The sequence below is a fragment of the Streptomyces pristinaespiralis genome, assembly GCF_001278075.1.
GTDB lineage: Bacteria > Actinomycetota > Actinomycetes > Streptomycetales > Streptomycetaceae > Streptomyces > Streptomyces pristinaespiralis.
Map to the genome: position 1 here is coordinate 7,146,345 of NZ_CP011340.1, position 23,253 is coordinate 7,169,597.

The window sequence follows — 23,253 nt, forward strand, 5'->3', positions numbered from 1 at the left end:
GACCCGCTCGTACGACGGGTCCGGGGTCCCCCGGCGGCTGCCGGAGCCGACTGTCAGTGCCTCCCACTACCGTGAGTCACGAATGATCGACAGCGCACTGGGGGAATCGGCATGGCGCACACCAAGCAGTCCAAGCGGGCGGGCACCGACGCAGCACAGCGGCGCGCACTGCGCCGCGAAGTCCCGAGCACGGTCGGCATCCTCGCCGACGAACAGGACTTCACGCGCATGCGCCGCTACCGCACCTTCGCCTTCGACGACTACACGACCTACCTCCGGCAGTCCGAGCAACTGCTGAAAACCCTCTCCGCCCGGCAACTGCACACGTCCGTCGCCCTCTTCGACCCGGAAGAGTTCGCCGAATACTGTGCGGAGGCCGGCATCGACGCCGACGCCCCCGCGGGCCGCAGCCGATTCACCGCGGAGCTCGCGGGCCGCGGCGCGAACGTCCCCTACACCGGCCAGCCGCTAGGAAACCTGCTGCCCCAACTGATCAACAGGACCGTCCGCCGGGCCACCTGGGAGTACGCCACCCTGCTCCTCGCCGACCTCGGCATGTGCGCCGACTGCGGTCAGGACATCGGCAGGTCCGCCTTCGACCGGGCGTCGAACATCCTGATGCGCCTCCTCGAAGTGGCCGGGCCGGGGGAGCACCACCTCGTCTGCAGCGTCCCGGGCCCCGACGAACAGCTCCTCGCCGTGCTCCACGCCCAGGGCGGCACGACGCCCTCCGCCTCCTCCGCGCAGATCGACGCGGAGGAAGGCGCCGAGTTCGTCACCGTCCTCGCAGCCGGCATCGCGCTCGAGGGCACCGGCGGACTGGTCCTGCGCACCAGCGGACCGGACACCGCCGACCGCGTCCACGGCTGGCGTCTCCACCGGGGGAGGCTGGAGCCGCTCACCGCAGGCGAGGTGTTCAGCGCCTACTGCACCGACGCGGCCACCGGCGACCCGCTGTCCCCGGAGCCGGGCGTCGAATACTGCGCGGGCTTCCCCGTCACCACGGACGACCCGGACAGCCACCACTGACGCAGACGGGGCTTCCCGCCGCGGCGGGAAGCCCCGTCTGAACCGTTCCGCACCGTCGCCGGGAGCGCCTACTCCCCGGACAGAACCGCCTGCGCGGCCGTCCGCGCCTCCTCTGCGGTGTCCGAGGCACGCGCCGCGGCGGCCGCACGCTCGCACTGCGCCAGTGTGTACTTCGCCAGGGTCGCCCGCACGTACGGGATCGACGCGGCGCCCATCGACAGCGACGTCACACCGAGGCCGGTGAGCACACAGGCCAGCAGCGGATCGGAGGCGGCCTCACCGCACACACCACAGCTCTTGCCCTCGGCCTTGGCGGCTTCGGCGGACAGCGCCACCAGGTCGAGCAGCGCCGGCTGCCACGGGTCCTGGAGCCGGGACACCGCACCCACCTGCCGGTCGGCGGCGAAGGTGTACTGCGCGAGGTCGTTCGTGCCCAGAGACAGGAACTCGACCTCCTGGAGGATCGACCGCGCCCGCAGGGCGGCGGACGGGATCTCCACCATCGCCCCGAACTTCGCCCGGAGCCCCGCCTGGCGGCACGCGTCCGCGAACGCCTTGGCATCGGTACGGTCCGCCACCATCGGTGCCATGACCTCGAGATAGACGGGCAGCCCCTGCGCCGCCTTCGACAGCGCCGACAGCTGCGTCCGCAGCACCTCCGGGTGGTCCAGCAGCGATCGCAGCCCGCGCACACCCAGCGCCGGGTTGGGCTCGTCGGCCGGCGTCAGGAAGTCGAGCGGCTTGTCCGCGCCGGCGTCCAGCACCCGCACCACCACACGGCCCTCGGGGAACGCCTCGAGCACCTTGCGGTACGCCTCGACCTGCTTCTCCTCGGACGGCGCCTGCTTGCTGTCGTCCAGGAAGAGGAACTCGGTACGGAACAGACCGACACCCTCGGCACCGGCGTCCACGGCCGCCGGAACGTCCGCGGGACCTCCGACATTGGCCAGCAGCGGCACCTTGTGCCCGTCCGAGGTCGCCCCCGGCCCGCTCGACGCCGACAGCGCCGCCTTCCGCTCCGCGGCGGCACGCTCCATCTGCGCCCGCTTCTCGTCGCTCGGCTCGACGAAGATCTCGCCGGTGCTGCCGTCGACGGCGATCAGCGTGCCCTCGGCGAGCTCGCCCGCACCCGGCAGCGCGACCACGGCCGGCACCCCGAGCGCCCGCGCCAGAATGGCGCTGTGGCTCGTGGGCCCGCCCTCCTCCGTGACGAACCCGAGCACCAGGGCCGGGTCCAGAAGTGCCGTGTCCGCCGGCGCCAGGTCGCGCGCGATCAGTACATAGGGCTCGTCGCTGTCCGGAACGCCCGGCATGGGCACGCCCAGCAGCCGCGCCACGATCCGGTTCCGCACGTCGTCCAGATCCGCGACCCGCCCGGCGAGGTACTCACCGGCCCCCGCCAGCAGGGCCCGGTAGGCCGCGAACGCGTCGTACACCGCGCGCTCGGCGCTGCTGCCGACGGCGATACGGCGGTCGACGTCGGACATGAGCTCCGGGTCCTGCGCCATCATGGCCTGGGCCTCGAGCACGGCCTGCGCCTCGCCACCGGCCAGGTTGCCCCGCGCGATCAGGTCGGCGGCCACCGCCTCCACGGCCTGGCGGGCGCGCCCCTGCTCGCGCTCCGCGTCCTTCGCGGGGATCTGCTTGGCCGGAGGCTCGAGAACCGCCGTGCCCATGTGCCGCACCTCGCCGATCGCCACACCGTGGCTCACGCCGACGCCTCGCAGCGTTGTCTCCATTTCACCGTCTCCGATTGGGCGGCGGTCCAGGCCGCCGCGATGGATGTCCGACTCGCCGTCACCGACGTCGGCGGGTCACTGCCAGCCGAAGAGGCTTTCCCCGACCTTCACGTCCCCGTCCTCACGGACGTCGGACAGGGAGTCGGGTGTGGCCTCGAGTGCCACGACCGGGCAGATGGCGGACTTCCCCGCGGCCTCCACGGCCGCCGGGTCCCAGCGCACCACGGACTGACCGCGCCGCACCGTGTCGCCCTTGTTGACGAGCAGCTCGAAGCCCTCGCCGTTGAGCTGCACCGTGTCGATACCGAGGTGCGTCAGCACACCGTGCCCCTGGTCGTCGACGACGACGAAGGCGTGCGGGTGGAGGGACACGATGATGCCGTCCACCGGAGACACCGCCTCGGACGGCTCACGCACGGGGTCGATGGCCGTCCCGGGCCCGACCATCGCACCGGAGAACACCGGATCGGGCACGGCCGCGAGACCGATGGCCCGGCCGGCAAGAGGGGACGTCACTGTGGTGGTCATGGAGCCTCCCAGGGGCGGAGATTCGTCAGGCGCCGTCGCTGCTGTACCGGACGACGCGCTGCTGTGAAGAGTAGGTCATGAGAAGTCCTAGTTCCGCCCCTGATCTACCAGTTGACGGACCTAGGTGTGCACCGGAAGGGATTTGCGTCATCTGCCGGTGAAGTTGTAGTCTCGTACCTCGGCTGGACCCCAACACGACGCTGAGTCGGGGGTTGTCGGCAGCACCTGTCAAGGCGAGATCCTAACTGGTCTAAACCACTGCACGTCCTCTGGGCGTCCGCAGGGTGGTGGTCAGGAGGACCGGAAAAGCCTGATAGTGTTTGAAACACCGAAGGGAAGCGCCCGGAGGGCCCCGAGAAGGGTCCAAAGGAAGCGTCCGTTCCTTGAGAACTCAACAGTGTGCCAAAAATCAACGCCAGATATGTTGATACCCCGTCCATCTTCGGATGGTCGAGGTTCCTTTGAAAAAGTCCATCCCGCTTGCGGGGTGGCAATCACAGCGAGGACGCTGTGAACAATCGGTCTTATTCCGACCGGTTGTTCCGCTCTTCGGATGTGCACCCGATCACGGGTAAACATTCATGGAGAGTTTGATCCTGGCTCAGGACGAACGCTGGCGGCGTGCTTAACACATGCAAGTCGAACGATGAACCACTTCGGTGGGGATTAGTGGCGAACGGGTGAGTAACACGTGGGCAATCTGCCCTTCACTCTGGGACAAGCCCTGGAAACGGGGTCTAATACCGGATAACACTGCGGATCGCATGGTCTGCGGTTGAAAGCTCCGGCGGTGAAGGATGAGCCCGCGGCCTATCAGCTTGTTGGTGGGGTGATGGCCTACCAAGGCGACGACGGGTAGCCGGCCTGAGAGGGCGACCGGCCACACTGGGACTGAGACACGGCCCAGACTCCTACGGGAGGCAGCAGTGGGGAATATTGCACAATGGGCGAAAGCCTGATGCAGCGACGCCGCGTGAGGGATGACGGCCTTCGGGTTGTAAACCTCTTTCAGCAGGGAAGAAGCGAAAGTGACGGTACCTGCAGAAGAAGCGCCGGCTAACTACGTGCCAGCAGCCGCGGTAATACGTAGGGCGCAAGCGTTGTCCGGAATTATTGGGCGTAAAGAGCTCGTAGGCGGCTTGTCACGTCGGATGTGAAAGCCCGGGGCTTAACCCCGGGTCTGCATTCGATACGGGCAGGCTAGAGTGTGGTAGGGGAGATCGGAATTCCTGGTGTAGCGGTGAAATGCGCAGATATCAGGAGGAACACCGGTGGCGAAGGCGGATCTCTGGGCCATTACTGACGCTGAGGAGCGAAAGCGTGGGGAGCGAACAGGATTAGATACCCTGGTAGTCCACGCCGTAAACGTTGGGAACTAGGTGTTGGCGACATTCCACGTCGTCGGTGCCGCAGCTAACGCATTAAGTTCCCCGCCTGGGGAGTACGGCCGCAAGGCTAAAACTCAAAGGAATTGACGGGGGCCCGCACAAGCAGCGGAGCATGTGGCTTAATTCGACGCAACGCGAAGAACCTTACCAAGGCTTGACATATACCGGAAAGCATCAGAGATGGTGCCCCCCTTGTGGTCGGTATACAGGTGGTGCATGGCTGTCGTCAGCTCGTGTCGTGAGATGTTGGGTTAAGTCCCGCAACGAGCGCAACCCTTGTTCTGTGTTGCCAGCATGCCCTTCGGGGTGATGGGGACTCACAGGAGACTGCCGGGGTCAACTCGGAGGAAGGTGGGGACGACGTCAAGTCATCATGCCCCTTATGTCTTGGGCTGCACACGTGCTACAATGGCCGGTACAAAGAGCTGCGAAGCCGTGAGGCGGAGCGAATCTCAAAAAGCCGGTCTCAGTTCGGATTGGGGTCTGCAACTCGACCCCATGAAGTCGGAGTTGCTAGTAATCGCAGATCAGCATTGCTGCGGTGAATACGTTCCCGGGCCTTGTACACACCGCCCGTCACGTCACGAAAGTCGGTAACACCCGAAGCCGGTGGCCCAACCCCTTGTGGGAGGGAGCTGTCGAAGGTGGGACTGGCGATTGGGACGAAGTCGTAACAAGGTAGCCGTACCGGAAGGTGCGGCTGGATCACCTCCTTTCTAAGGAGCACATGGCCGACTGCGAGCGAATGACTCGCACGGTTGCTCATGGGTGGAACGTTGATTATTCGGCACGATCGGTTGTGAGGGACTCACCAGTACTGCTCTTCGGAGCGTGGAACGTGGTTCTCCTCAGGAAGATCGTGCCGGGCACACTGTTGGGTGTCTGAGGGTGCGAGCGTTGCTCGTCCTTCGGGATGCCGGCCCCAGTGAACTCGCCCTTAGGGGTGGGGTGATGGGTGGCTGGTCGTTGCTTGAGAACTACACAGTGGACGCGAGCATCTGTGGCCAAGTTTTTAAGGGCGCACGGTGGATGCCTTGGCACCAGGAACCGATGAAGGACGTGGGAGGCCACGATAGTCCCCGGGGAGCCGTCAACCAGGCTTTGATCCGGGGGTTTCCGAATGGGGAAACCCGGCAGTCGTCATGGGCTGTCACCCGCTGCTGAACACATAGGCAGTGTGGAGGGAACGAGGGGAAGTGAAACATCTCAGTACCCTCAGGAAGAGAAAACAACCGTGATTCCGGGAGTAGTGGCGAGCGAAACCGGATGAGGCCAAACCGTATGCGTGTGATACCCGGCAGGGGTTGCGCATACGGGGTTGTGGGATCTCTCTTTCATTGTCTGCCGGCAATGAGACGAGTCAGAAACCGTTGATGTAGGCGAAGGACATGCGAAAGGTCCGGCGTAGAGGGTAAGACCCCCGTAGCTGAAACATCAACGGCTCGTTTGAGAGACACCCAAGTAGCACGGGGCCCGAGAAATCCCGTGTGAATCTGGCGGGACCACCCGCTAAGCCTAAATATTCCCTGGTGACCGATAGCGGATAGTACCGTGAGGGAATGGTGAAAAGTACCGCGGGAGCGGAGTGAAATAGTACCTGAAACCGTGTGCCTACAAGCCGTGGGAGCGTCGCTGTATGTGCTTGCACATGCAGTCGTGACTGCGTGCCTTTTGAAGAATGAGCCTGCGAGTTAGCGGTGTGTAGCGAGGTTAACCCGTGTGGGGAAGCCGTAGCGAAAGCGAGTCCGAACAGGGCGATTGAGTTGCACGCTCTAGACCCGAAGCGGAGTGATCTAGCCATGGGCAGGTTGAAGCGGAGGTAAGACTTCGTGGAGGACCGAACCCACCAGGGTTGAAAACCTGGGGGATGACCTGTGGTTAGGGGTGAAAGGCCAATCAAACTCCGTGATAGCTGGTTCTCCCCGAAATGCATTTAGGTGCAGCGTCGTGTGTTTCTTGCCGGAGGTAGAGCACTGGATAGGCGATGGGCCCTACCGGGTTACTGACCTTAGCCAAACTCCGAATGCCGGTAAGTGAGAGCGCGGCAGTGAGACTGTGGGGGATAAGCTCCATGGTCGAGAGGGAAACAGCCCAGAGCATCGACTAAGGCCCCTAAGCGTACGCTAAGTGGGAAAGGATGTGGAGTCGCAGAGACAACCAGGAGGTTGGCTTAGAAGCAGCCACCCTTGAAAGAGTGCGTAATAGCTCACTGGTCAAGTGATTCCGCGCCGACAATGTAGCGGGGCTCAAGCGTACCGCCGAAGTCGTGTCATTCCAGCATGAGGGCCAACGCCCGCTGGGATGGGTAGGGGAGCGTCGTGTGCCGGGTGAAGCAGCCGCGGAAGCGAGTTGTGGACGGTTCACGAGTGAGAATGCAGGCATGAGTAGCGATACACACGTGAGAAACGTGTGCGCCGATTGACTAAGGGTTCCTGGGTCAAGCTGATCTGCCCAGGGTAAGTCGGGACCTAAGGCGAGGCCGACAGGCGTAGTCGATGGACAACCGGTTGATATTCCGGTACCCGCTTTGAAACGCCCAATATCGAATCAGGCGATGCTAAGTCCGTGAAGCCGCCGGCTGAGTCTTCGGACGAGGTCGGAGTGGTGGAGCCGACGAACCAGACTTGTAGTAGGTAAGCGATGGGGTGACGCAGGAAGGTAGTCCAGCCCGGGCGGTGGTTGTCCCGGGGTAAGGGTGTAGGCCGTGAGGTAGGCAAATCCGCCTCACATCAAGGCTGAGACCTGATGCCGAGCCGATTGTGGTGAAGTGGATGATCCTATGCTGTCGAGAAAAGCCTCTAGCGAGTTTCATGGCGGCCCGTACCCTAAACCGACTCAGGTGGTCAGGTAGAGAATACCGAGGCGTTCGGGTGAACTATGGTTAAGGAACTCGGCAAAATGCCCCCGTAACTTCGGGAGAAGGGGGGCCATCACTGGTGATCCGATTTACTCGGTGAGCTGGGGGTGGCCGCAGAGACCAGCGAGAAGCGACTGTTTACTAAAAACACAGGTCCGTGCGAAGCCGTAAGGCGATGTATACGGACTGACGCCTGCCCGGTGCTGGAACGTTAAGGGGACCGGTTAGTCACTCTTCGGGGTGGCGAAGCTGAGAACTTAAGCGCCAGTAAACGGCGGTGGTAACTATAACCATCCTAAGGTAGCGAAATTCCTTGTCGGGTAAGTTCCGACCTGCACGAATGGCGTAACGACTTCTCGACTGTCTCAACCATAGGCCCGGTGAAATTGCACTACGAGTAAAGATGCTCGTTTCGCGCAGCAGGACGGAAAGACCCCGGGACCTTTACTACAGTTTGATATTGGTGTTCGGTTCGGCTTGTGTAGGATAGGTGGGAGACTGTGAAGCTTGGACGCCAGTTCAGGTGGAGTCGTCGTTGAAATACCACTCTGGTCGTGCTGGATGTCTAACCTGGGTCCGTGATCCGGATCAGGGACAGTGTCTGATGGGTAGTTTAACTGGGGCGGTTGCCTCCCAAAGGGTAACGGAGGCGCCCAAAGGTTCCCTCAGCCTGGTTGGCAATCAGGTGTTGAGTGTAAGTGCACAAGGGAGCTTGACTGTGAGACCGACGGGTCGAGCAGGGACGAAAGTCGGGACTAGTGATCCGGCGGTGGCTTGTGGAAGCGCCGTCGCTCAACGGATAAAAGGTACCCCGGGGATAACAGGCTGATCTTCCCCAAGAGTCCATATCGACGGGATGGTTTGGCACCTCGATGTCGGCTCGTCGCATCCTGGGGCTGGAGTCGGTCCCAAGGGTTGGGCTGTTCGCCCATTAAAGCGGTACGCGAGCTGGGTTTAGAACGTCGTGAGACAGTTCGGTCCCTATCCGCTGTGCGCGTAGGAGTCTTGAGAAGGGCTGTCCCTAGTACGAGAGGACCGGGACGGACGAACCTCTGGTGTGCCAGTTGTCCTGCCAAGGGCATGGCTGGTTGGCTACGTTCGGAAAGGATAACCGCTGAAAGCATCTAAGCGGGAAGCCTGCTTCGAGATGAGGACTCCCACCTCCTTGAGAGGGTAAGGCTCCCAGTAGACGACTGGGTTGATAGGCCGGATATGGAAGCCCTGTAAGGGGTGGAGTTGACCGGTACTAATAGGCCGAGGGCTTGTCCTCAGTTGCTCGCGTCCACTGTGTTAGTTCTGAAGTAACGAACTCGCCCGACCCTGCCTTTTGGTGGGGTTGCCGGCTGGTAGTTCGGACATCTTCATAGAGTTTCGGTGGTCATTGCGTTAGGGAAACGCCCGGTTACATTCCGAACCCGGAAGCTAAGCCTTTCAGCGCCGATGGTACTGCAGGGGGGACCCTGTGGGAGAGTAGGACGCCGCCGAACAATCATTGTGGGAAAGCCCCGCACCTCTGGTGCGGGGCTTTCCTGCGTTCAGGGGGCCACTGCACAGGCAGTCACCCGCTCCAGGTAAGGTCAGGGAGCATCGTCGGCACCGTTCCACACAGGAGGCCCCCGGGTGGAGGTCCAGGAGACCCGCGTTCAAACGGACCGGGTACTCACCATCCCCAACATCCTGAGCATGGCTCGCCTCGTCGGCGTGCCGCTGTTCCTGTGGCTGATTCTCCGCCCCGAGTTCGGCGGACCCAAGAGTGACGGCTGGGCGTTGCTCGTTCTGATGCTGAGCGGCGTCAGCGACTATCTCGACGGCAAGCTGGCCCGACGGTGGAACCAGATCAGCAGCCTGGGGCGCATCCTCGACCCGGCTGCCGACCGTCTCTACATCCTGTCGACCCTTGTCGGCCTCACCTGGCGGGAGATTCTGCCGCTGTGGCTGACGGCCGCGCTATTGGCACGTGAAGTGATGCTGCTGGTGATGGTGGGAATCCTCCGTCGCCACGGCTATCCGCCTCCCCAGGTGAACTTCCTGGGCAAGGCCGCCACCTTCAACCTCATGTACGCGTTCCCCTTGCTGCTCCTGAGTGACGGAACGGGGTGGCTTGCGTCACTCGCGGCGATTTTCGGATGGGCGTTCGCGGGATGGGGTACAACTCTGTATTGGTGGGCAGGGATCCTCTATGTGATTCAGGTCCGCCGTCTCGTCAAAGCGGACACTATGGCCGATTGACCTCGTCGGTGTGGGAGCGCGCTGTGTCGCCGGCCGCGCGTGTCACCACACGTCACCAGTGGTCACTTTTGGACGGGTGAAGTCGGCCAGACAGTCGTCTCTTCAAGGAGGACGCTTCCGACATGAAGGCCGTCGTGATGGCCGGCGGCGAAGGTACCCGACTTCGCCCCATGACCTCGAGCATGCCCAAGCCGCTCCTGCCGGTGGCCAACCGGCCGATCATGGAGCATGTGCTCAGGCTGCTCAAGCGGCACGGGCTCACCGAGACCGTTGTAACCGTGCAATTTCTCGCCTCACTCGTGAAGAATTACTTCGGTGACGGCGAAGAGCTCGGAATGGAGCTCACTTATGCCAATGAGGAGAAGCCACTCGGCACTGCCGGCAGTGTGAAGAACGCAGAGGAAGCGTTGAAGGACGACGCGTTCCTCGTGATTTCCGGTGACGCCCTCACCGACTTCGACCTGACCGACCTCATCTCCTTCCACAAGGAGAAGGGCGCATTGGTCACCGTGTGTCTGACACGGGTGCCGAATCCACTGGAGTTCGGCATCACGATCGTCGACGAAGAGGGAAAGGTCGAGCGCTTTCTCGAGAAGCCGACGTGGGGACAGGTCTTCTCCGACACGGTGAACACCGGCATCTACGTCATGGAGCCCGAGGTCTTCGACTACGTCCAGCCGGACGTTCCCGTCGACTGGTCCGGGGACGTCTTCCCGCAGCTCATGAAGGAAGGCAAGCCGATCTACGGCTATGTCGCCGAGGGCTACTGGGAGGACGTCGGCACTCACGAGAGCTATGTGAAGGCCCAGGCCGACGTCCTGGAGCGCAAGGTGGACGTCGAGCTCGACGGCTTCGAGATCTCTCCCGGCGTATGGGTCGCGGAGGGCGCGGAAGTGCATCCCGACGCGACGCTGCGGGGCCCGGTCTACATCGGTGACTACGCCAAGGTCGAAGCAGGCGTCGAGATCCGCGAGCACACCGTCGTGGGATCCAACGTCGTCGTGAAGACCGGTGCGTTCCTGCACAAGGCCGTGGTCCACGACAACGTCTACATCGGCCCGCAGAGCAATCTCCGCGGCTGCGTCATCGGCAAGAACACGGACATCATGCGGGCCGCCCGCATCGAGGACGGCGCCGTCATCGGTGACGAGTGCCTCGTCGGCGAAGAATCGATCGTCCAGGGCAACGTCCGGGTCTATCCGTTCAAGACCGTCGAGGCCGGCGCGTTCGTGAACACGTCCGTCATCTGGGAGTCCCGGGGACAGGCGCATCTGTTCGGTGCCAGAGGCGTGTCCGGCATCCTCAACGTGGAGATCACGCCGGAGGTCGTGGTGCGCCTGGCCGGCGCGTACGCCACCACGCTGAAGAAGGGCGCCACGGTCACCACCGCACGTGACCACTCGCGTGGTGCCCGGGCCCTGAAGCGAGCGGTGATCTCCGCACTGCAGGCCAGCGCCATCGACGTACGCGACCTGGAGAACGTGCCGCTGCCCGTGGCGCGCCAGCAGACGGCCCGTGGAAGCGCGGGCGGCATCATGATCCGTACGTCACCGGGCGTGCCCGACTCCGTCGACATCATGTTCTTCGACGAACGCGGCGCGGACCTGTCTCAAGGTGGGCAGCGCAAGCTGGACCGGGTGTACGCGCGTCAGGAGTACCGGCGTGCGTTCCCGGGCGAGATCGGCGATCTGCACTTCCCGTCGAGCGTCTTCGACTCGTACACCGGATCCCTGCTGCGGAACGTGGACACCACGGGGATCGCCGAGTCGGGCCTCAAGGTCGTCATCGACGCGTCCAACGGCAGCGCCGGTCTGGTGCTGCCGAGCCTGCTGGGACGCCTCGGGGTCGACGCGCTGACGATCAATCCCGGTCTCGACGAGTCGCGTCCGACGGAGTCCGCGGACACCCGGAGGTCCGGCCTCGTCCGGCTCGGGGAGATCGTCGCCTCCGCGCGTGCGGCGTTCGGTGTCCGCTTCGATCCCGTCGGTGAACGGATCTCGCTGGTCGACGAGCGGGGCCGGATCGTCGAGGACGACCGTGCGCTGCTGGTGCTGCTCGACCTGGTGGCCGCGGAGCGGCGCAGCGGCGGCGTGGCTCTCCCGGTCACGACGACGAGGATCGCCGAGCAGGTCGCGGCGTACCACGGCACGCAGGTCGAGTGGACGACGACGTCCCCCGACGACCTGACCCGGGTGTGCCGGGAGGAGACCACGATCTTCGGCGGCGACGGCCGTGGCGGCTTCATCGTGCCGGAGTTCAGCAGTGTCTTCGACGGTACGGCCGCGTTCGTGCGGCTCGTCGGCCTGGTCGCCCGTACGCAGCTCACCCTGAGCCAGATCGACGCCCGGATCCCGCGGGCCCATGTGCTCAGACGGGATCTCGCGACGCCGTGGGCGGTCAAGGGTCTGGTGATGCGGCGCGTGGTCGAGGCCGCGGGGGACCGGCACGTGGACACCACCGACGGTGTGCGGGTGGTGGAGGCCGACGGCCGGTGGGTGATGGTGCTCCCCGACCCGTCGGAGGCCGTCACCCATCTGTGGGCGGAGGGGCCGGACGACGCGTCGGCCCAGGCGCTCCTGGACGAATGGTCCTCCGTCGTGGACAGCGCAGGTCACTGACGGAATTGCCGGTGTGCCGGCGGACGCCCGTGGGGCGTCCGCCGGCACACCGGTGGGGCCATTCGGCGGTAGCGGTTGCGACGTGCGACGATGTGCGGCATGTCGCAGCAGCCCCCCGTTCGGAGCACAGGTTCTCCGCCCGCGCGCCCTGATGCGTCGATGTCGCTGCTGACGAACGTCATGGAGCACAGCCTCGACGACGGGTACGCACAGGCGGCTGCCCGGCGGGCCGAGGGCGGCGGCATGCCCCGTACGCTGCGCGCCAAGCTGGGACTGGCCGCCGGGCTCGTGCTCGCGGCCGCGGTCGTCACGCTCGGAGCCGCCGAGGCGCAGATCTCCGCGCCGGTGCTGGCGAAGGAGCGCGAGGAGCTGATCGACCGCGTCGAGGCGCAGACGAAGAAGGCCGACGCCGTGGAGCGGGACGTCGAGGCCCTGCGGTCCGACGTCGAGGAGCGGCAGCGCAAGGCCCTCAACACGCAGGGCGAGGAGCAGGGCGCGACGGTACCGCTGCTGGCGGGTGCCACCGAGGTGCAGGGCCCCGGCGTCAAACTCGTCGTGGACGACGCCAAGGGGACCGACCAGGGCGGCGACGGGCCGCGCGAGAGCAGCGGCTTCTCCGACACCGGCCGGGTACGGGACCGGGACATGCAGCGGGTCGTCAACGGCCTCTGGGAGTCCGGCGCCGAGGCGATCGCGATCAACGGGCAGCGGCTGACCGCCCTGTCGGCGATCCGCGCGGCGGGCGACGCCATACTGGTCGACAACAGGCCGCTGGTGCCGCCGTACACGGTGCTCGCGGTGGGGGACGGCAGCAGGCTGCGTACCGCCTTCCAAGGCAGCGCCGACGGGCAGTATCTCCAGGTCCTGAAAGAGGACTTCGGTATCCGCACCAGCATCTCCGACGAGGAGTCGGTGCGTCTGCCCGCGGCCACGAGCTTGATCGTACGAACAGCTGAGCCGACGACCGCCGATGCCCCGCAGGGCAGTGGGCAGGGAGCGGCCGAATCAGAGAAGGGCACATCGTGATCGCGGTACTGGGCCTCGTCGTGGGAGTCGTGGTCGGGCTTTTGGTCCGGCCCGAAGTGCCGGCGGTGGTCGAGCCCTATCTGCCGATCGCGGTCGTCGCCGCACTCGACGCGGTGTTCGGCGGTCTGCGGGCCATGCTGGACGGGATCTTCGTCGACAAGGTCTTCGTCGTGTCCTTCCTCTCGAACGTCGTGGTGGCCGCGCTGATCGTGTTCCTCGGCGACAAACTGGGCGTCGGCGCGCAGTTGTCCACGGGTGTGGTCGTCGTGCTGGGCATCCGGATCTTCTCCAACGCCGCGGCCATCCGCCGGCACGTCTTCCGGGCGTGACGATGAGCAGCGAAGAGACTCCCAGGAACGAGGCGCCGCAGCCGCGGACCCCGCGTGCCCAGCCGCTGCCGCAGGCGCAGCCGCCCGCGCCGCCCGTTGCGCAGGAACCCGGTCCGTCGCGGGCCGAGGGCCCGACCGGGCGGCAGCGGCTCGGTGCGGCGGTGTGGCCGCCGCGGGTGACGCGCGCCCAACTGATCGTCGCGGTGCTGCTGTTCGTCCTCGGTCTCGGCCTGGCCATCCAGGTCCGTTCGAACAGCGACGAGAGCGCGCTGCGCGGTGCCCGGCAGGAGGACCTGGTCCGCATTCTCGACGAGCTGGACAACCGCACGCAGCGGCTCGAGGACGAGAAGCAGCGCCTCGAGGACCAGCGCACCGAGCTCGAGAACAGCTCGGACCAGGCGGAAGAGGCCCGGAAGCAGACGCAGCAGAAGGAGCAGCAGCTCGGCATCCTGGCCGGTACGGTCGCGGCTGAGGGGCCGGGCATCACGCTCACGATCCAGGACCCCGCCGGCACCGTGGAGTCGGACATGCTCCTCGACACGATCCAGGAGCTGCGCGCCGCTGGGGCGGAGGCGGTCCAGGTGAACGGCACCCGGGTCGTGACGGACACCTTCTTCTCGGGGTCCGCCGGGAACATAGAGGTCGACGGCAAGCGGATCAGCGCTCCGTACACCTTCAAGGTCATCGGCAAGCCGCAGGATCTGGAGCCGGCGCTGAACATCCCCGGGGGTGTCGTGCAGACCCTGGAGAAGGAGCAGGCCACGGCCACTGTGGAGCGATCAGAGAAGATCATTGTCGACGCCTTGCGACCGGCGGAGCGGCCTGACTACGCTCGGTCGTCACCGCAGTGAAGCGGGGGGACATGGGGACTGCCGGACCCGGGCAGAGGATTGCAGGGGGGCGACGCATCACATATGTGGTGCGTGGTGGAAACTGTCCGGAGGGTACGGACGTTGTGAGGGTGTCCGGTTCGGCAGGTGTGTTGGTTGAGGGTTCGTCCTGCCCCACGGGCGGGTCTATTTCGGTCAAGGGGAAACGCCCGTGAAGTTGTTTGCGAAGTTGTTCGGCAAGAGCTCACGCGAGGACGGCAACGCCCGCCATCGCGCGCCGCGTCATGGCCAGAGCGAGGAGCAGGGCGGCGAGCGCCCGCTGTTCCGGGACGAGGTGGCCGGTGGTGACAATTCGGGCGGACAGGGCGCGTCGTCTGTTGACCCTGCCGGTGCCCGCGGCATAGGTTTCGGGGATCCATCAACCTCAAGTGCGGGTGGAGGGTTTGCCTCCGACCCGTATGCGACCAATCCCCACGCGGGACAGCCGCGGCAGGAGGATCCGTCCATGGCGGGTTTGCCGGTTTGTTCGAGGTGCGGCCACCGGAACACCGAGGCCGGTCGGTTCTGCTCCAACTGCGGTGCGCCGCTGAGGGGTGGCGCGCCGGCCGAGCGTGCGTCGGAGACGACGTCGACGATCTCGATCTCCGGCATCGAGGCCTACGACTCGGAGGTGACCGGCCAGACCGCCGTTCCCTCGCTGTCGCCGGAGGCCCAGGCCGCCGTCGAGGCGCTCCCGCTCGGCTCCGCGCTCCTGGTCGTGCGCCGCGGGCCCAACTCGGGCAGCCGCTTCCTGCTGGACGGTGAGCTGACCACGGCGGGACGTCATCCGCAGAGCGACATCTTCCTCGACGACGTCACGGTGTCGAGGCGGCACGTGGAATTCAGGCGCGGCCCGGACGGCGGTTTCACCGTCTCCGACGTCGGCAGCCTCAACGGCACGTACGTGAACCGTGAGCGGATCGACTCCGTGGTCCTGGCCAACGGCGACGAGGTTCAGATCGGCAAGTACCGGCTGGTCTTCTACGCGAGCCAGCGGGGCGTGTAAACCTCCCCAGACGTTGTCCGGGGTGACCCCCAGGGAAGGCACATGCTGCGAACACCGACGGGCGGTGCCGGTCACGGCACCGCCGCCGCGGGTGACCGCCCGATGAGCATCGGCGCGGTCCTCGGGCACCTGCGCGACGAATTCCCGGAAGTCACGATCTCCAAGATCCGTTTCCTGGAGTCCGAGGGCCTGGTCGAGCCGAGCCGTACGCCCTCCGGGTACCGCAAATTCACGGCCCGGGACGTCGAGCGGCTCGCGCTCGTCCTGCGGATGCAGCGTGACCACTACCTGCCCCTGAAGGTGATCCGCGAGCAGTTGGACGCCCTCGAGCGGGGCGAGCGGGTGCAGCTGCCCGCCCAGGGTCCGCAGCGGGAGCTCTTCGACGGTTCCTGGGACCCGGATGCCGAGCGTCCGTCCTCGGGCCGCATCGGCCGTGCGGCCTTGCTGGCCGCCGCCGAGGTCTCCGAGGAGGAGCTCGCGGAGTGGGAGTCGTACGGCCTGCTCACCCCGGACGGGGACGGCGCCTACGAGCCGGAGGCCGTCACGGTCGCACGGATGGTCGCAGAGCTGGGCAGATTCGGTCTCGAGCCCCGGCACCTGCGCGCCATGAAAGCGTCCGCCGACCGCGATGCCGGCCTGGTCGAACAGGTCGTCGCTCCGCTGCGCCGGCACCGGAATCCGCAGACCAGAGCCCATGCGGAGGCGACCACGAAAGAGCTCGTGACCCTGTCCGTGAGACTCCACGCGGCACTGGTGCAGACCGCCCTCGGAGTGCGGCTCCACTGATCTTGGACCAGCCCGACTACCCAAACCGGTCGCGCACGTCCTAGGGTTGCTGTGTGAACGAGCTCGACGTTGTGGGTGTCCGGGTCGAAATGCCCTCGAACCAACCGATCGTGCTCCTGCGTGAAGTGGGAGGCGATCGGTACCTCCCCATCTGGATCGGTCCCGGGGAGGCGACCGCCATTGCCTTCGCCCAGCAGGGCATGGCACCGGCCAGGCCGCTGACCCACGACCTCTTCAAGGACGTGCTGGAGGCGGTGGGCCAGGAGCTCACCCAGGTCCGCATCACCGACCTGCGCGAAGGCGTCTTCTACGCGGAGCTGGTCTTCGCCAGCGGGGTCGAGGTGAGCGCCAGGCCGTCCGACGCGATAGCGCTCGCCCTGCGCACCGGCACGCCGATCTACGGCAGTGACGGGGTGCTGGACGACGCGGGCATCGCCATCCCGGACGAGCAGGAGGACGAGGTGGAGAAGTTCCGCGAGTTCCTCGACCAGATCTCTCCCGAGGACTTCGGGTCCAGCAACCAGTGACGGTTCCGCCACGCGGGGGGCGGCTGACCGCCCCGTGTCGGCGCATTCGAGCAGCCTTTCCCCGGATGGGGGCACGGGAAACCACTCTCAGGGTGATTATCACTCGGCGTGCCGAGTGTGGCGATCGTTGACGCACCCCTGGTGACTCCCTACCTTCGAGGTGGCAGGTCAAGGACGGAGGTCGGCGTGAGAAGCAGCGGCGACAGTACGGCTGGGGGCGGCCCCGGACCCGGTCCGGTGGAAAGCGGGCCGTATCCGCTGCACGACAGCGCAGCCGCGCCCTCCACCGACACCATCGGCTACCGCGGGCCAACGGCCTGCGCGGCAGCCGGGATCACCTACCGGCAGCTCGACTACTGGGCGCGCACGAGTCTCGTGGAGCCGAGCGTCAGGCCCGCCTACGGCTCCGGCACGCAGCGGCTCTACAGCTTCCGCGACGTGGTCGTCCTCAAGATCGTCAAGCGCTTCCTGGACACCGGAGTGGCGCTGCAGAACATCCGGGCAGCCGTCCAGCACCTGCGGGCCCGGGGGTTCCGCGACCTCGAGCGCATGACGCTGATGAGCGACGGCGCGACGGTCTACGAATGTTCGTCGCCCGACGAGGTGGTCGGCCTGCTCCAGGGCGGCCAGGGCGTCTTCGGGATCGCCGTGGGCGTGGTGTGGCGGGACGTCGAGACGGCCCTTTCGCAGCTGCACGGCGAGCGGATCGACACGGGCGAGACCCTGGTGGGCCACAACCCCGCGGACGAGCTGGCCAGGCGCAGACGCGACCGGGCCGTCTGACGGTGCTCGCCGCTCCCCGTTGTCAGTGCTGTGGGGGAGCATCGGACATGTGAGAACCGCGCCGACGATCCTGCATCTCGACATGGATGCCTTCTTCGCCGCCGCCGAACAGGCGGCGAAGCCGTCGCTGCGCGGAAAGCCGGTGATCGTCGGTGGGCTCGGTCCGCGCGGTGTGGTGGCCACGGCCTCCTACGAGGCCCGACGCTTCGGCGTGCATTCGGCGATGCCGATGGCGCAGGCCAGACGCCTCGCACCGAACGCGGCCTTTCTCGTACCACGTTTCTCGCTCTACCGCTCCGTGAGCGAGCAGGTCATGGAGCTTCTGGGGCGTCTGTCGCCCCTGGTGGAACCGCTGAGCCTCGACGAGGCCTTCGTCGACCTGGAGGCCGGGGGCGCGGCGCATGACGCGCCCTCCGCCCGTGCGACGGGGGAGCGGCTGCGCGCCGACATCCGCACCGTCACGGGACTGACGGGGTCGGTCGGGCTGGCCGGCTCCAAGATGATCGCCAAGATCGCGTCCGAGCAGGCCAAGCCCGACGGTCTGGTGCTGATCGACCCCGGCACCGAGCGGGACCTCCTCGGGCCGATGCCCGTCCGGACCCTGCCCGGTGTGGGGCCCGCGACGGGGGAACACCTGCGGCGGGCCGGTATGACGACGGTCGCGGACCTCGCCGAGGCGGGCGAGGACGAGCTCGTACGGCTGCTCGGCAGGGCGCACGGGGCATCGCTGTTCCGGATGGCGCTGGGGCACGACGACCGGCCCGTGGTGGCCGAGCGGGACGCGAAGTCGGTGTCCGTCGAGGACACCTTCGACGTGGACCTGCACGACCGGGTGCGGGTCCGGCTCGAGGTGGACCGGCTCGCCGAGCGGTGCGTGCAGCGGCTCCGCGGAAGCGGCCACTCCGGCCGGACCATCGTGCTGAAGGTGCGCCGGTACGACTTCTCGACGCTGACGCGGTCGGAGACGCTGCGCGGGCCCACGGACGACCCCACGGTGGTGCGTGAGGCAGCCGGCAGGCTGCTGGAGTCCGTGGACACCACCGGGGGCGTACGGCTGCTGGGTGTGGGCGTGACGGGGCTCGCCGACTACACCCAGGAGGACCTGTTCGCGCAGGCCGCGGCGGAGGCGGAGGCCGAGGCGGCCGGGACGGCGCCCGAAGAGGGCGCGCCCATCGTGCCGGAGGGCGCCGGGTCCGAGACCGGCGAGCCGCACCGTGCCGAGGCCGGCCTGTCCGAGCCGGCGGAGCGGCGCTGGGCGGCCGGGCAGGACGTGCACCACGCGACGTACGGGCCGGGCTGGGTCCAGGGCAGTGGCGTCGGCAGGGTCACCGTGCGGTTCGAGGAGCCGTGGTCGCTGCCCGGCAGGGTGCGGACGTTCCGGGTGGACGACGAGGACCTTCAGGCGGCGGACCCGCTGCCGCTGGTGCGGCCCGCCGCGCGGCCGGAGGCGCCGCCGGAAGTGGCCGGGAGCGGGCAGGCCGGCCCGGCTGAGACACCGGGTGACGAGGCGGGGAGAACGCGGACCGCCTCCCCGCCGCCCGCCGCCGGCTCGGCGGCCTCCTCGGAGACGGCGCCACGGGCCTCGGCGGCCCCCACGGAGACGGCGCCACGGGCCTCGGCGGCCCCCACGGATACGGTGCCACCCGCCTCGGCGGCAGGCGGCGGCGAGCCGCCGGACCCATCGGTCACTGCTCGTCAGCCCGTCCCGGACCGGCGTCCGGGCTGACGGGCGCGGCGGGGGAGAGGCGGCGGGACAGCGGCGGTGGCAAGGGGCCCGGCCTGCGGGCCGGACCCCTGTCCCCTGGACGCCCGTGTGCGGGCGGCTCAGTCCTCCTGGCCCGCGACCCGGCCGAAGGAGCGGTCGCCGGACGCGGGTGCCGGTGCGGGAGGCGGACCGGAGAGGTCGAGCCCGTAGTGGTGGTAGAGCTGGAGTTCCTGCTCGGGCGACAGATGGCGGCCCACCCCGAAGTCGGGGGCGTCCTTGATCAGCGCGCGGTCGTAGGGAACGTGCAGTGTGTTGTCGACGAGCTCGCTCGGCTCGAGAGGGACGAAGGCGTCGCGGCTGAAGAGGCCTGTGCGCACGGCCGCCCACTCGGGAACGCCCGTGGCGTCGTCCAGGTACACCTCGTCAACGGTTCCGATCTTGGTGCCGTTGCGGTCGAACGCCTTGCGGCCGATCAGGCTGCGCGGATCGATGTCGGTCTGCACGGTCCCTCCAAATGGTCGCAACTGTTCCCCAACGACTACAGAAGTCCACATTCCGGGTGTCGGCCACTCGAGCGATCGTGCGCGACGCACGCTGGTACCCTGGCAAACGGCCGCTGACCCTGTGCGGGAGAGTCCTCCGGAGAGAAGTCCGGAGGCGCCGAAGGAGCAAATCCTCCCCGGAATCTCTCAGGCACCTGTACCGCACGGACGAGGTCACTCTGGAAAGCAGAGCGGGCGTCGGACGGCATCCGCTCTCACCGACGGTGAAAGCCGGGATGTCGCTCCACGACGCCCGGTGAAGCTCTCAGGTCGAGATGACAGAGGGGGAGGCCGTCCGGGCATCCGTGCCGTGATGCCCCTCGCAGGTCGCGAAGACCAGGAGGCCTCCCACCATGACCGCCAACCGCATTCCGCTCTCCCAGCTGGAGCAGGGGATTCCGTTCGAGCAGCGGCACATCGGGCCCGACGCCGGTGCCCAGGCCAAGATGCTCGCCCATGTGGGCTACGGCTCCCTCGACGAGCTCACCGCCGCCGCCGTACCGGACGTCATCAAGAGCGCCGAGGCGCTGGACCTCCCCGACGCCCGCACCGAGGCCGACGTCCTGGCGGAGCTGCGCACCCTGGCGGACCGCAACCAGGTGCTCGCCCCCATGATCGGCCTCGGCTACTACGGGACGTTCACGCCGCCGGTCATCCTGCGGAACGTCATGGAGAACCCGGCCTGGTACACGGCGTACACGCCGTACCAGCCCGAGATCTCGCAGGGCCGGCTCGAGGCGCTGCTGAACTTCCAGACCGTCGTCGCCGACCTGACCGGGCTGCCCACCTCCGGCGCCTCGCTCCTCGACGAGGGCACGGCCGCCGCGGAGGCCATGTCGCTGGCCCGCCGGGTGGGCAAGGTCAAGAACGGCGTCTTCCTGGTCGACGCCGACACCCTGCCGCAGACCGTGGCCGTGATAGAGACCCGTGCCGAGCCCACCGGCGTCGAGGTCGTCACCGCCGACCTCAGCGAGGGCATCCCCGCGGAGATCGCCGAGCGCGGCGTGTTCGGTGTGCTGCTTCAGTACCCGGGCGCCTCCGGTGCCGTGCGCGACCTCAAGCCCGTCATCGAGCAGGCGCACGAGCTCGGCGCGATCGTCACGGTCGCCGCCGACCTGCTGGCTCTGACGCTGCTCACCCCGCCCGGCGAGCTCGGCGCGGACATCGCGGTCGGCACCACCCAGCGCTTCGGTGTCCCGATGGGCTTCGGCGGACCGCACGCCGGCTACATGGCCGTCCGTGAGAAGTTCGCCCGCAGCCTTCCCGGCCGTCTCGTGGGCGTCTCCGTGGACGCCGACGGCAACAAGGCCTACCGGCTGGCGCTGCAGACCCGCGAGCAGCACATCCGCCGTGAGAAGGCCACCAGCAACATCTGCACCGCGCAGGTGCTGCTCGCCGTGATGGCGGGCATGTACGCGGTCTACCACGGCCCGGACGGCCTGCGTGCGATCGCCCGGCGCACCCACCGTTACGCCGCGATCCTCGCCGAAGGACTGCGGGCCGGCGGCGTCGAGCTGCTGCACGAGTCGTACTTCGACACCCTGACCGCCCGCGTGCCCGGCAAGGCCGCCGCCGTGGTGACCGCCGCCCGCGAGCGCGGGGTCAACCTGCACCTGGTGGACGCCGATCACGTCTCCCTCTCCTGCGACGAGACCACCGGCCGCGAGCAGCTGACCGCCGTCTGGGCCGCCTTCGGCGTGGACGGGGACATCGACGCCCTGGACGAGGCCGGCGTGGACGCGCTGCCGGCCGCGCTGCTGCGCGACGACGAGTACCTGACCCACCCGGTCTTCCACCAGCACCGGTCCGAGACCGCGATGCTGCGCTACCTGCGCCGGCTCGCCGACCGTGACTACGCGCTGGACCGCGGCATGATCCCGCTCGGCTCCTGCACCATGAAGCTGAACGCGACCACCGAGATGGAGCCGGTGACCTGGCCGGAGTTCGGCCAGATCCACCCCTTCGCCCCGGTGGAGCAGGCCCAGGGCTACCTCACCCTGATCCACGAGCTGGAGGAGCGCCTCGCCGAGGTCACCGGCTACGACAAGGTCTCCATCCAGCCCAACGCCGGCTCGCAGGGCGAGCTCGCGGGCCTGCTGGCCGTCCGCGCCTACCACCGCGCCAACGGGGACATGGGCCGCACCGTCTGCCTCATCCCGTCCTCCGCGCACGGCACCAACGCCGCCAGCGCCGTGATGGCCGGTATGAAGGTCGTCGTGGTGAAGACCGCCGACGACGGCGAGATCGACGTCGAGGACCTGCGCGCCAAGATCGAGCAGTACCGCGACGAACTGTCCGTGCTGATGATCACCTACCCGTCGACGCACGGTGTGTTCGAGGAGCACGTCGCCGACATCTGCGCCCAGGTGCACGACGCCGGCGGCCAGGTGTACGTCGACGGCGCCAACCTCAACGCCCTGGTGGGCCTCGCCAAGCCGGGCCGGTTCGGCGGCGACGTCTCGCACCTGAACCTGCACAAGACCTTCTGCATCCCGCACGGCGGCGGCGGCCCGGGCGTCGGCCCGGTCGGTGTGCGCTCCCACCTCGCGCCCTACCTGCCGAACCACCCGCTGCAGCCGGCGGCCGGCCCCCGTACCGGCGTGGGACCGATCTCCGCGGCTCCGTGGGGCTCGGCCGGCATCCTGCCGATCTCGTGGGCGTACGTGCGGCTGATGGGCGGAGAGGGCCTCAAGCGGGCCACCCAGGTCGCCGTACTCGCGGCCAACTACATCGCCAAGCGCCTCGAGCCGCACTACCCGGTGCTCTACACCGGCCCGGCCGGCCTGGTCGCCCACGAGTGCATCGTCGATCTGCGGCCGCTGTCCAAGGCGACCGGCGTCAGCGTCGACGACATCGCCAAGCGTCTGATCGACTACGGCTTCCACGCGCCGACCATGTCCTTCCCGGTGGCCGGCACGCTGATGATCGAGCCGACCGAGAGCGAGGACCTGACCGAGCTCGACCGCTTCTGCGACACCATGATCGCGATCCGCGGCGAGATCGAGAAGGTCGCGTCGGGCCAGTGGTCCGCCGACGACAACCCGCTGCGCAACGCTCCGCACACCGCGGCCGCGCTCGGGGGCGAGTGGGACCACCCGTACAGCCGCGAAGAGGCCGTCTTCCCGGCGGGCGTGAACGCGGCCGACAAGTACTGGCCGCCGGTGCGCCGTATCGACGGAGCGTTCGGCGACCGTAACCTCGTGTGCTCCTGCCCGCCGCTGGAGGAGTACGACAACTGACGCGAGCCGCACGGCACATGCGTCGGGGCCGGTCCGGAGACTCTCCGGGCCGG

General features: G+C 67.3%; 15 protein-coding genes, 3 rRNA genes and 1 riboswitch. Of the genes, 15 read left to right on the forward strand and 3 right to left on the reverse strand.

Features of this window, described 5'->3' with window-relative positions; translation table 11 throughout:
- The first annotated feature begins 111 nt into the window (after positions 1–111).
- Positions 112–1,029 carry a hypothetical protein gene (locus tag SPRI_RS30645; protein WP_005320111.1) on the forward strand — a complete coding sequence of 306 codons (918 nt, stop codon included), beginning with the start codon at positions 112–114 and terminating at the stop codon, positions 1,027–1,029.
- 68 nt (positions 1,030–1,097) lie between these two features.
- Here SPRI_RS30645 and ptsP read toward each other — a convergent pair whose 3' ends face one another.
- Complete coding sequence (ptsP, locus tag SPRI_RS30650; RefSeq protein ID WP_005320113.1) at positions 1,098–2,768, reverse strand: phosphoenolpyruvate--protein phosphotransferase; 1,671 nt, start codon at positions 2,766–2,768, stop codon at positions 1,098–1,100.
- 75 nt (positions 2,769–2,843) lie between these two features.
- Positions 2,844–3,296: a PTS sugar transporter subunit IIA gene (locus SPRI_RS30655; RefSeq protein ID WP_005320115.1), complete on the reverse strand. Its 453-nt coding sequence runs from the start codon at positions 3,294–3,296 to the stop codon at positions 2,844–2,846.
- 578 nt (positions 3,297–3,874) lie between these two features.
- On the opposite strand from SPRI_RS30655, the gene SPRI_RS30665 reads away from it, so the two are divergent.
- The 13 genes from SPRI_RS30665 to SPRI_RS30725 all read left to right on the forward strand — a co-directional run bounded on the left by SPRI_RS30665 (position 3,875) and on the right by SPRI_RS30725 (position 19,440).
- Positions 3,875–5,400 (forward strand): 16S ribosomal RNA (locus tag SPRI_RS30665).
- Between the two features lie 286 nt (positions 5,401–5,686).
- Positions 5,687–8,811 (forward strand): 23S ribosomal RNA (locus SPRI_RS30670).
- Positions 8,812–8,911: 100 nt separating this feature from the next.
- A 5S ribosomal RNA gene (gene rrf / locus SPRI_RS30675) occupies positions 8,912–9,028 on the forward strand.
- Together the 16S, 23S and 5S rRNA genes form the textbook arrangement of a ribosomal RNA operon.
- Positions 9,029–9,161: 133 nt before the next feature.
- Positions 9,162–9,770 carry a CDP-alcohol phosphatidyltransferase family protein gene (locus tag SPRI_RS30680; protein WP_005320121.1) on the forward strand — a complete coding sequence of 203 codons (609 nt, stop codon included), beginning with the start codon at positions 9,162–9,164 and terminating at the stop codon, positions 9,768–9,770.
- A 122-nt stretch (positions 9,771–9,892) separates the two neighbouring features.
- Positions 9,893–12,388, forward strand: a complete 2,496-nt coding sequence (locus SPRI_RS30685; protein ID WP_005320123.1) for a mannose-1-phosphate guanyltransferase — start codon at positions 9,893–9,895, stop codon at positions 12,386–12,388.
- Positions 12,389–12,487: 99 nt separating this feature from the next.
- The gene (locus SPRI_RS30690; RefSeq protein WP_005320125.1) at positions 12,488–13,414 is read left to right on the forward strand and encodes a DUF881 domain-containing protein; all 927 of its coding nucleotides are present in this window, start codon (positions 12,488–12,490) and stop codon (positions 13,412–13,414) included.
- Positions 13,411–13,743 carry a small basic family protein gene (locus SPRI_RS30695; RefSeq protein ID WP_003970459.1) on the forward strand — a complete coding sequence of 111 codons (333 nt, stop codon included), beginning with the start codon at positions 13,411–13,413 and terminating at the stop codon, positions 13,741–13,743. Before SPRI_RS30690 ends, SPRI_RS30695 begins: the two co-directional genes overlap by 4 nt.
- 2 nt (positions 13,744–13,745) lie before the next feature.
- Positions 13,746–14,594 carry a DUF881 domain-containing protein gene (locus SPRI_RS30700; RefSeq protein WP_005320142.1) on the forward strand — a complete coding sequence of 283 codons (849 nt, stop codon included), beginning with the start codon at positions 13,746–13,748 and terminating at the stop codon, positions 14,592–14,594.
- A 148-nt stretch (positions 14,595–14,742) separates the two neighbouring features.
- Positions 14,743–15,618 (forward strand): FHA domain-containing protein, encoded by an 876-nt coding sequence (locus SPRI_RS39530; protein WP_229835089.1) that lies wholly within the window; start codon positions 14,743–14,745, stop codon positions 15,616–15,618.
- A 42-nt stretch (positions 15,619–15,660) separates the two neighbouring features.
- Positions 15,661–16,404 (forward strand): transcriptional regulator FtsR, encoded by a 744-nt coding sequence (gene ftsR, locus SPRI_RS30710; RefSeq protein ID WP_005320144.1) that lies wholly within the window; start codon positions 15,661–15,663, stop codon positions 16,402–16,404.
- A gap of 53 nt (positions 16,405–16,457) precedes the next feature.
- Positions 16,458–16,931, forward strand: a complete 474-nt coding sequence (locus SPRI_RS30715; RefSeq protein WP_005320145.1) for a bifunctional nuclease family protein — start codon at positions 16,458–16,460, stop codon at positions 16,929–16,931.
- A gap of 237 nt (positions 16,932–17,168) precedes the next feature.
- Positions 17,169–17,714, forward strand: coding sequence for a MerR family transcriptional regulator (locus tag SPRI_RS30720; RefSeq protein WP_037775290.1), 546 nt, complete (start codon positions 17,169–17,171; stop codon positions 17,712–17,714).
- Positions 17,715–17,763: 49 nt separating this feature from the next.
- A complete protein-coding gene (locus tag SPRI_RS30725; protein WP_078951315.1) occupies positions 17,764–19,440 on the forward strand; it encodes a DNA polymerase IV in 1,677 nt (558 codons plus the stop codon).
- 98 nt (positions 19,441–19,538) lie between these two features.
- Here SPRI_RS30725 and SPRI_RS30730 read toward each other — a convergent pair whose 3' ends face one another.
- The gene (locus tag SPRI_RS30730; RefSeq protein WP_037775293.1) at positions 19,539–19,922 is read right to left on the reverse strand and encodes a PRC-barrel domain-containing protein; all 384 of its coding nucleotides are present in this window, start codon (positions 19,920–19,922) and stop codon (positions 19,539–19,541) included.
- A 114-nt stretch (positions 19,923–20,036) separates the two neighbouring features.
- A riboswitch (glycine riboswitch) is annotated at positions 20,037–20,134 on the forward strand.
- Positions 20,135–20,314: 180 nt separating this feature from the next.
- On the opposite strand from SPRI_RS30730, the gene gcvP reads away from it, so the two are divergent.
- Entirely contained in the window at positions 20,315–23,200 is a 2,886-nt protein-coding gene (gene gcvP / locus SPRI_RS30735; protein WP_005320149.1) for an aminomethyl-transferring glycine dehydrogenase, read from the forward strand.
- Positions 23,201–23,253: the final 53 nt, after the last annotated feature.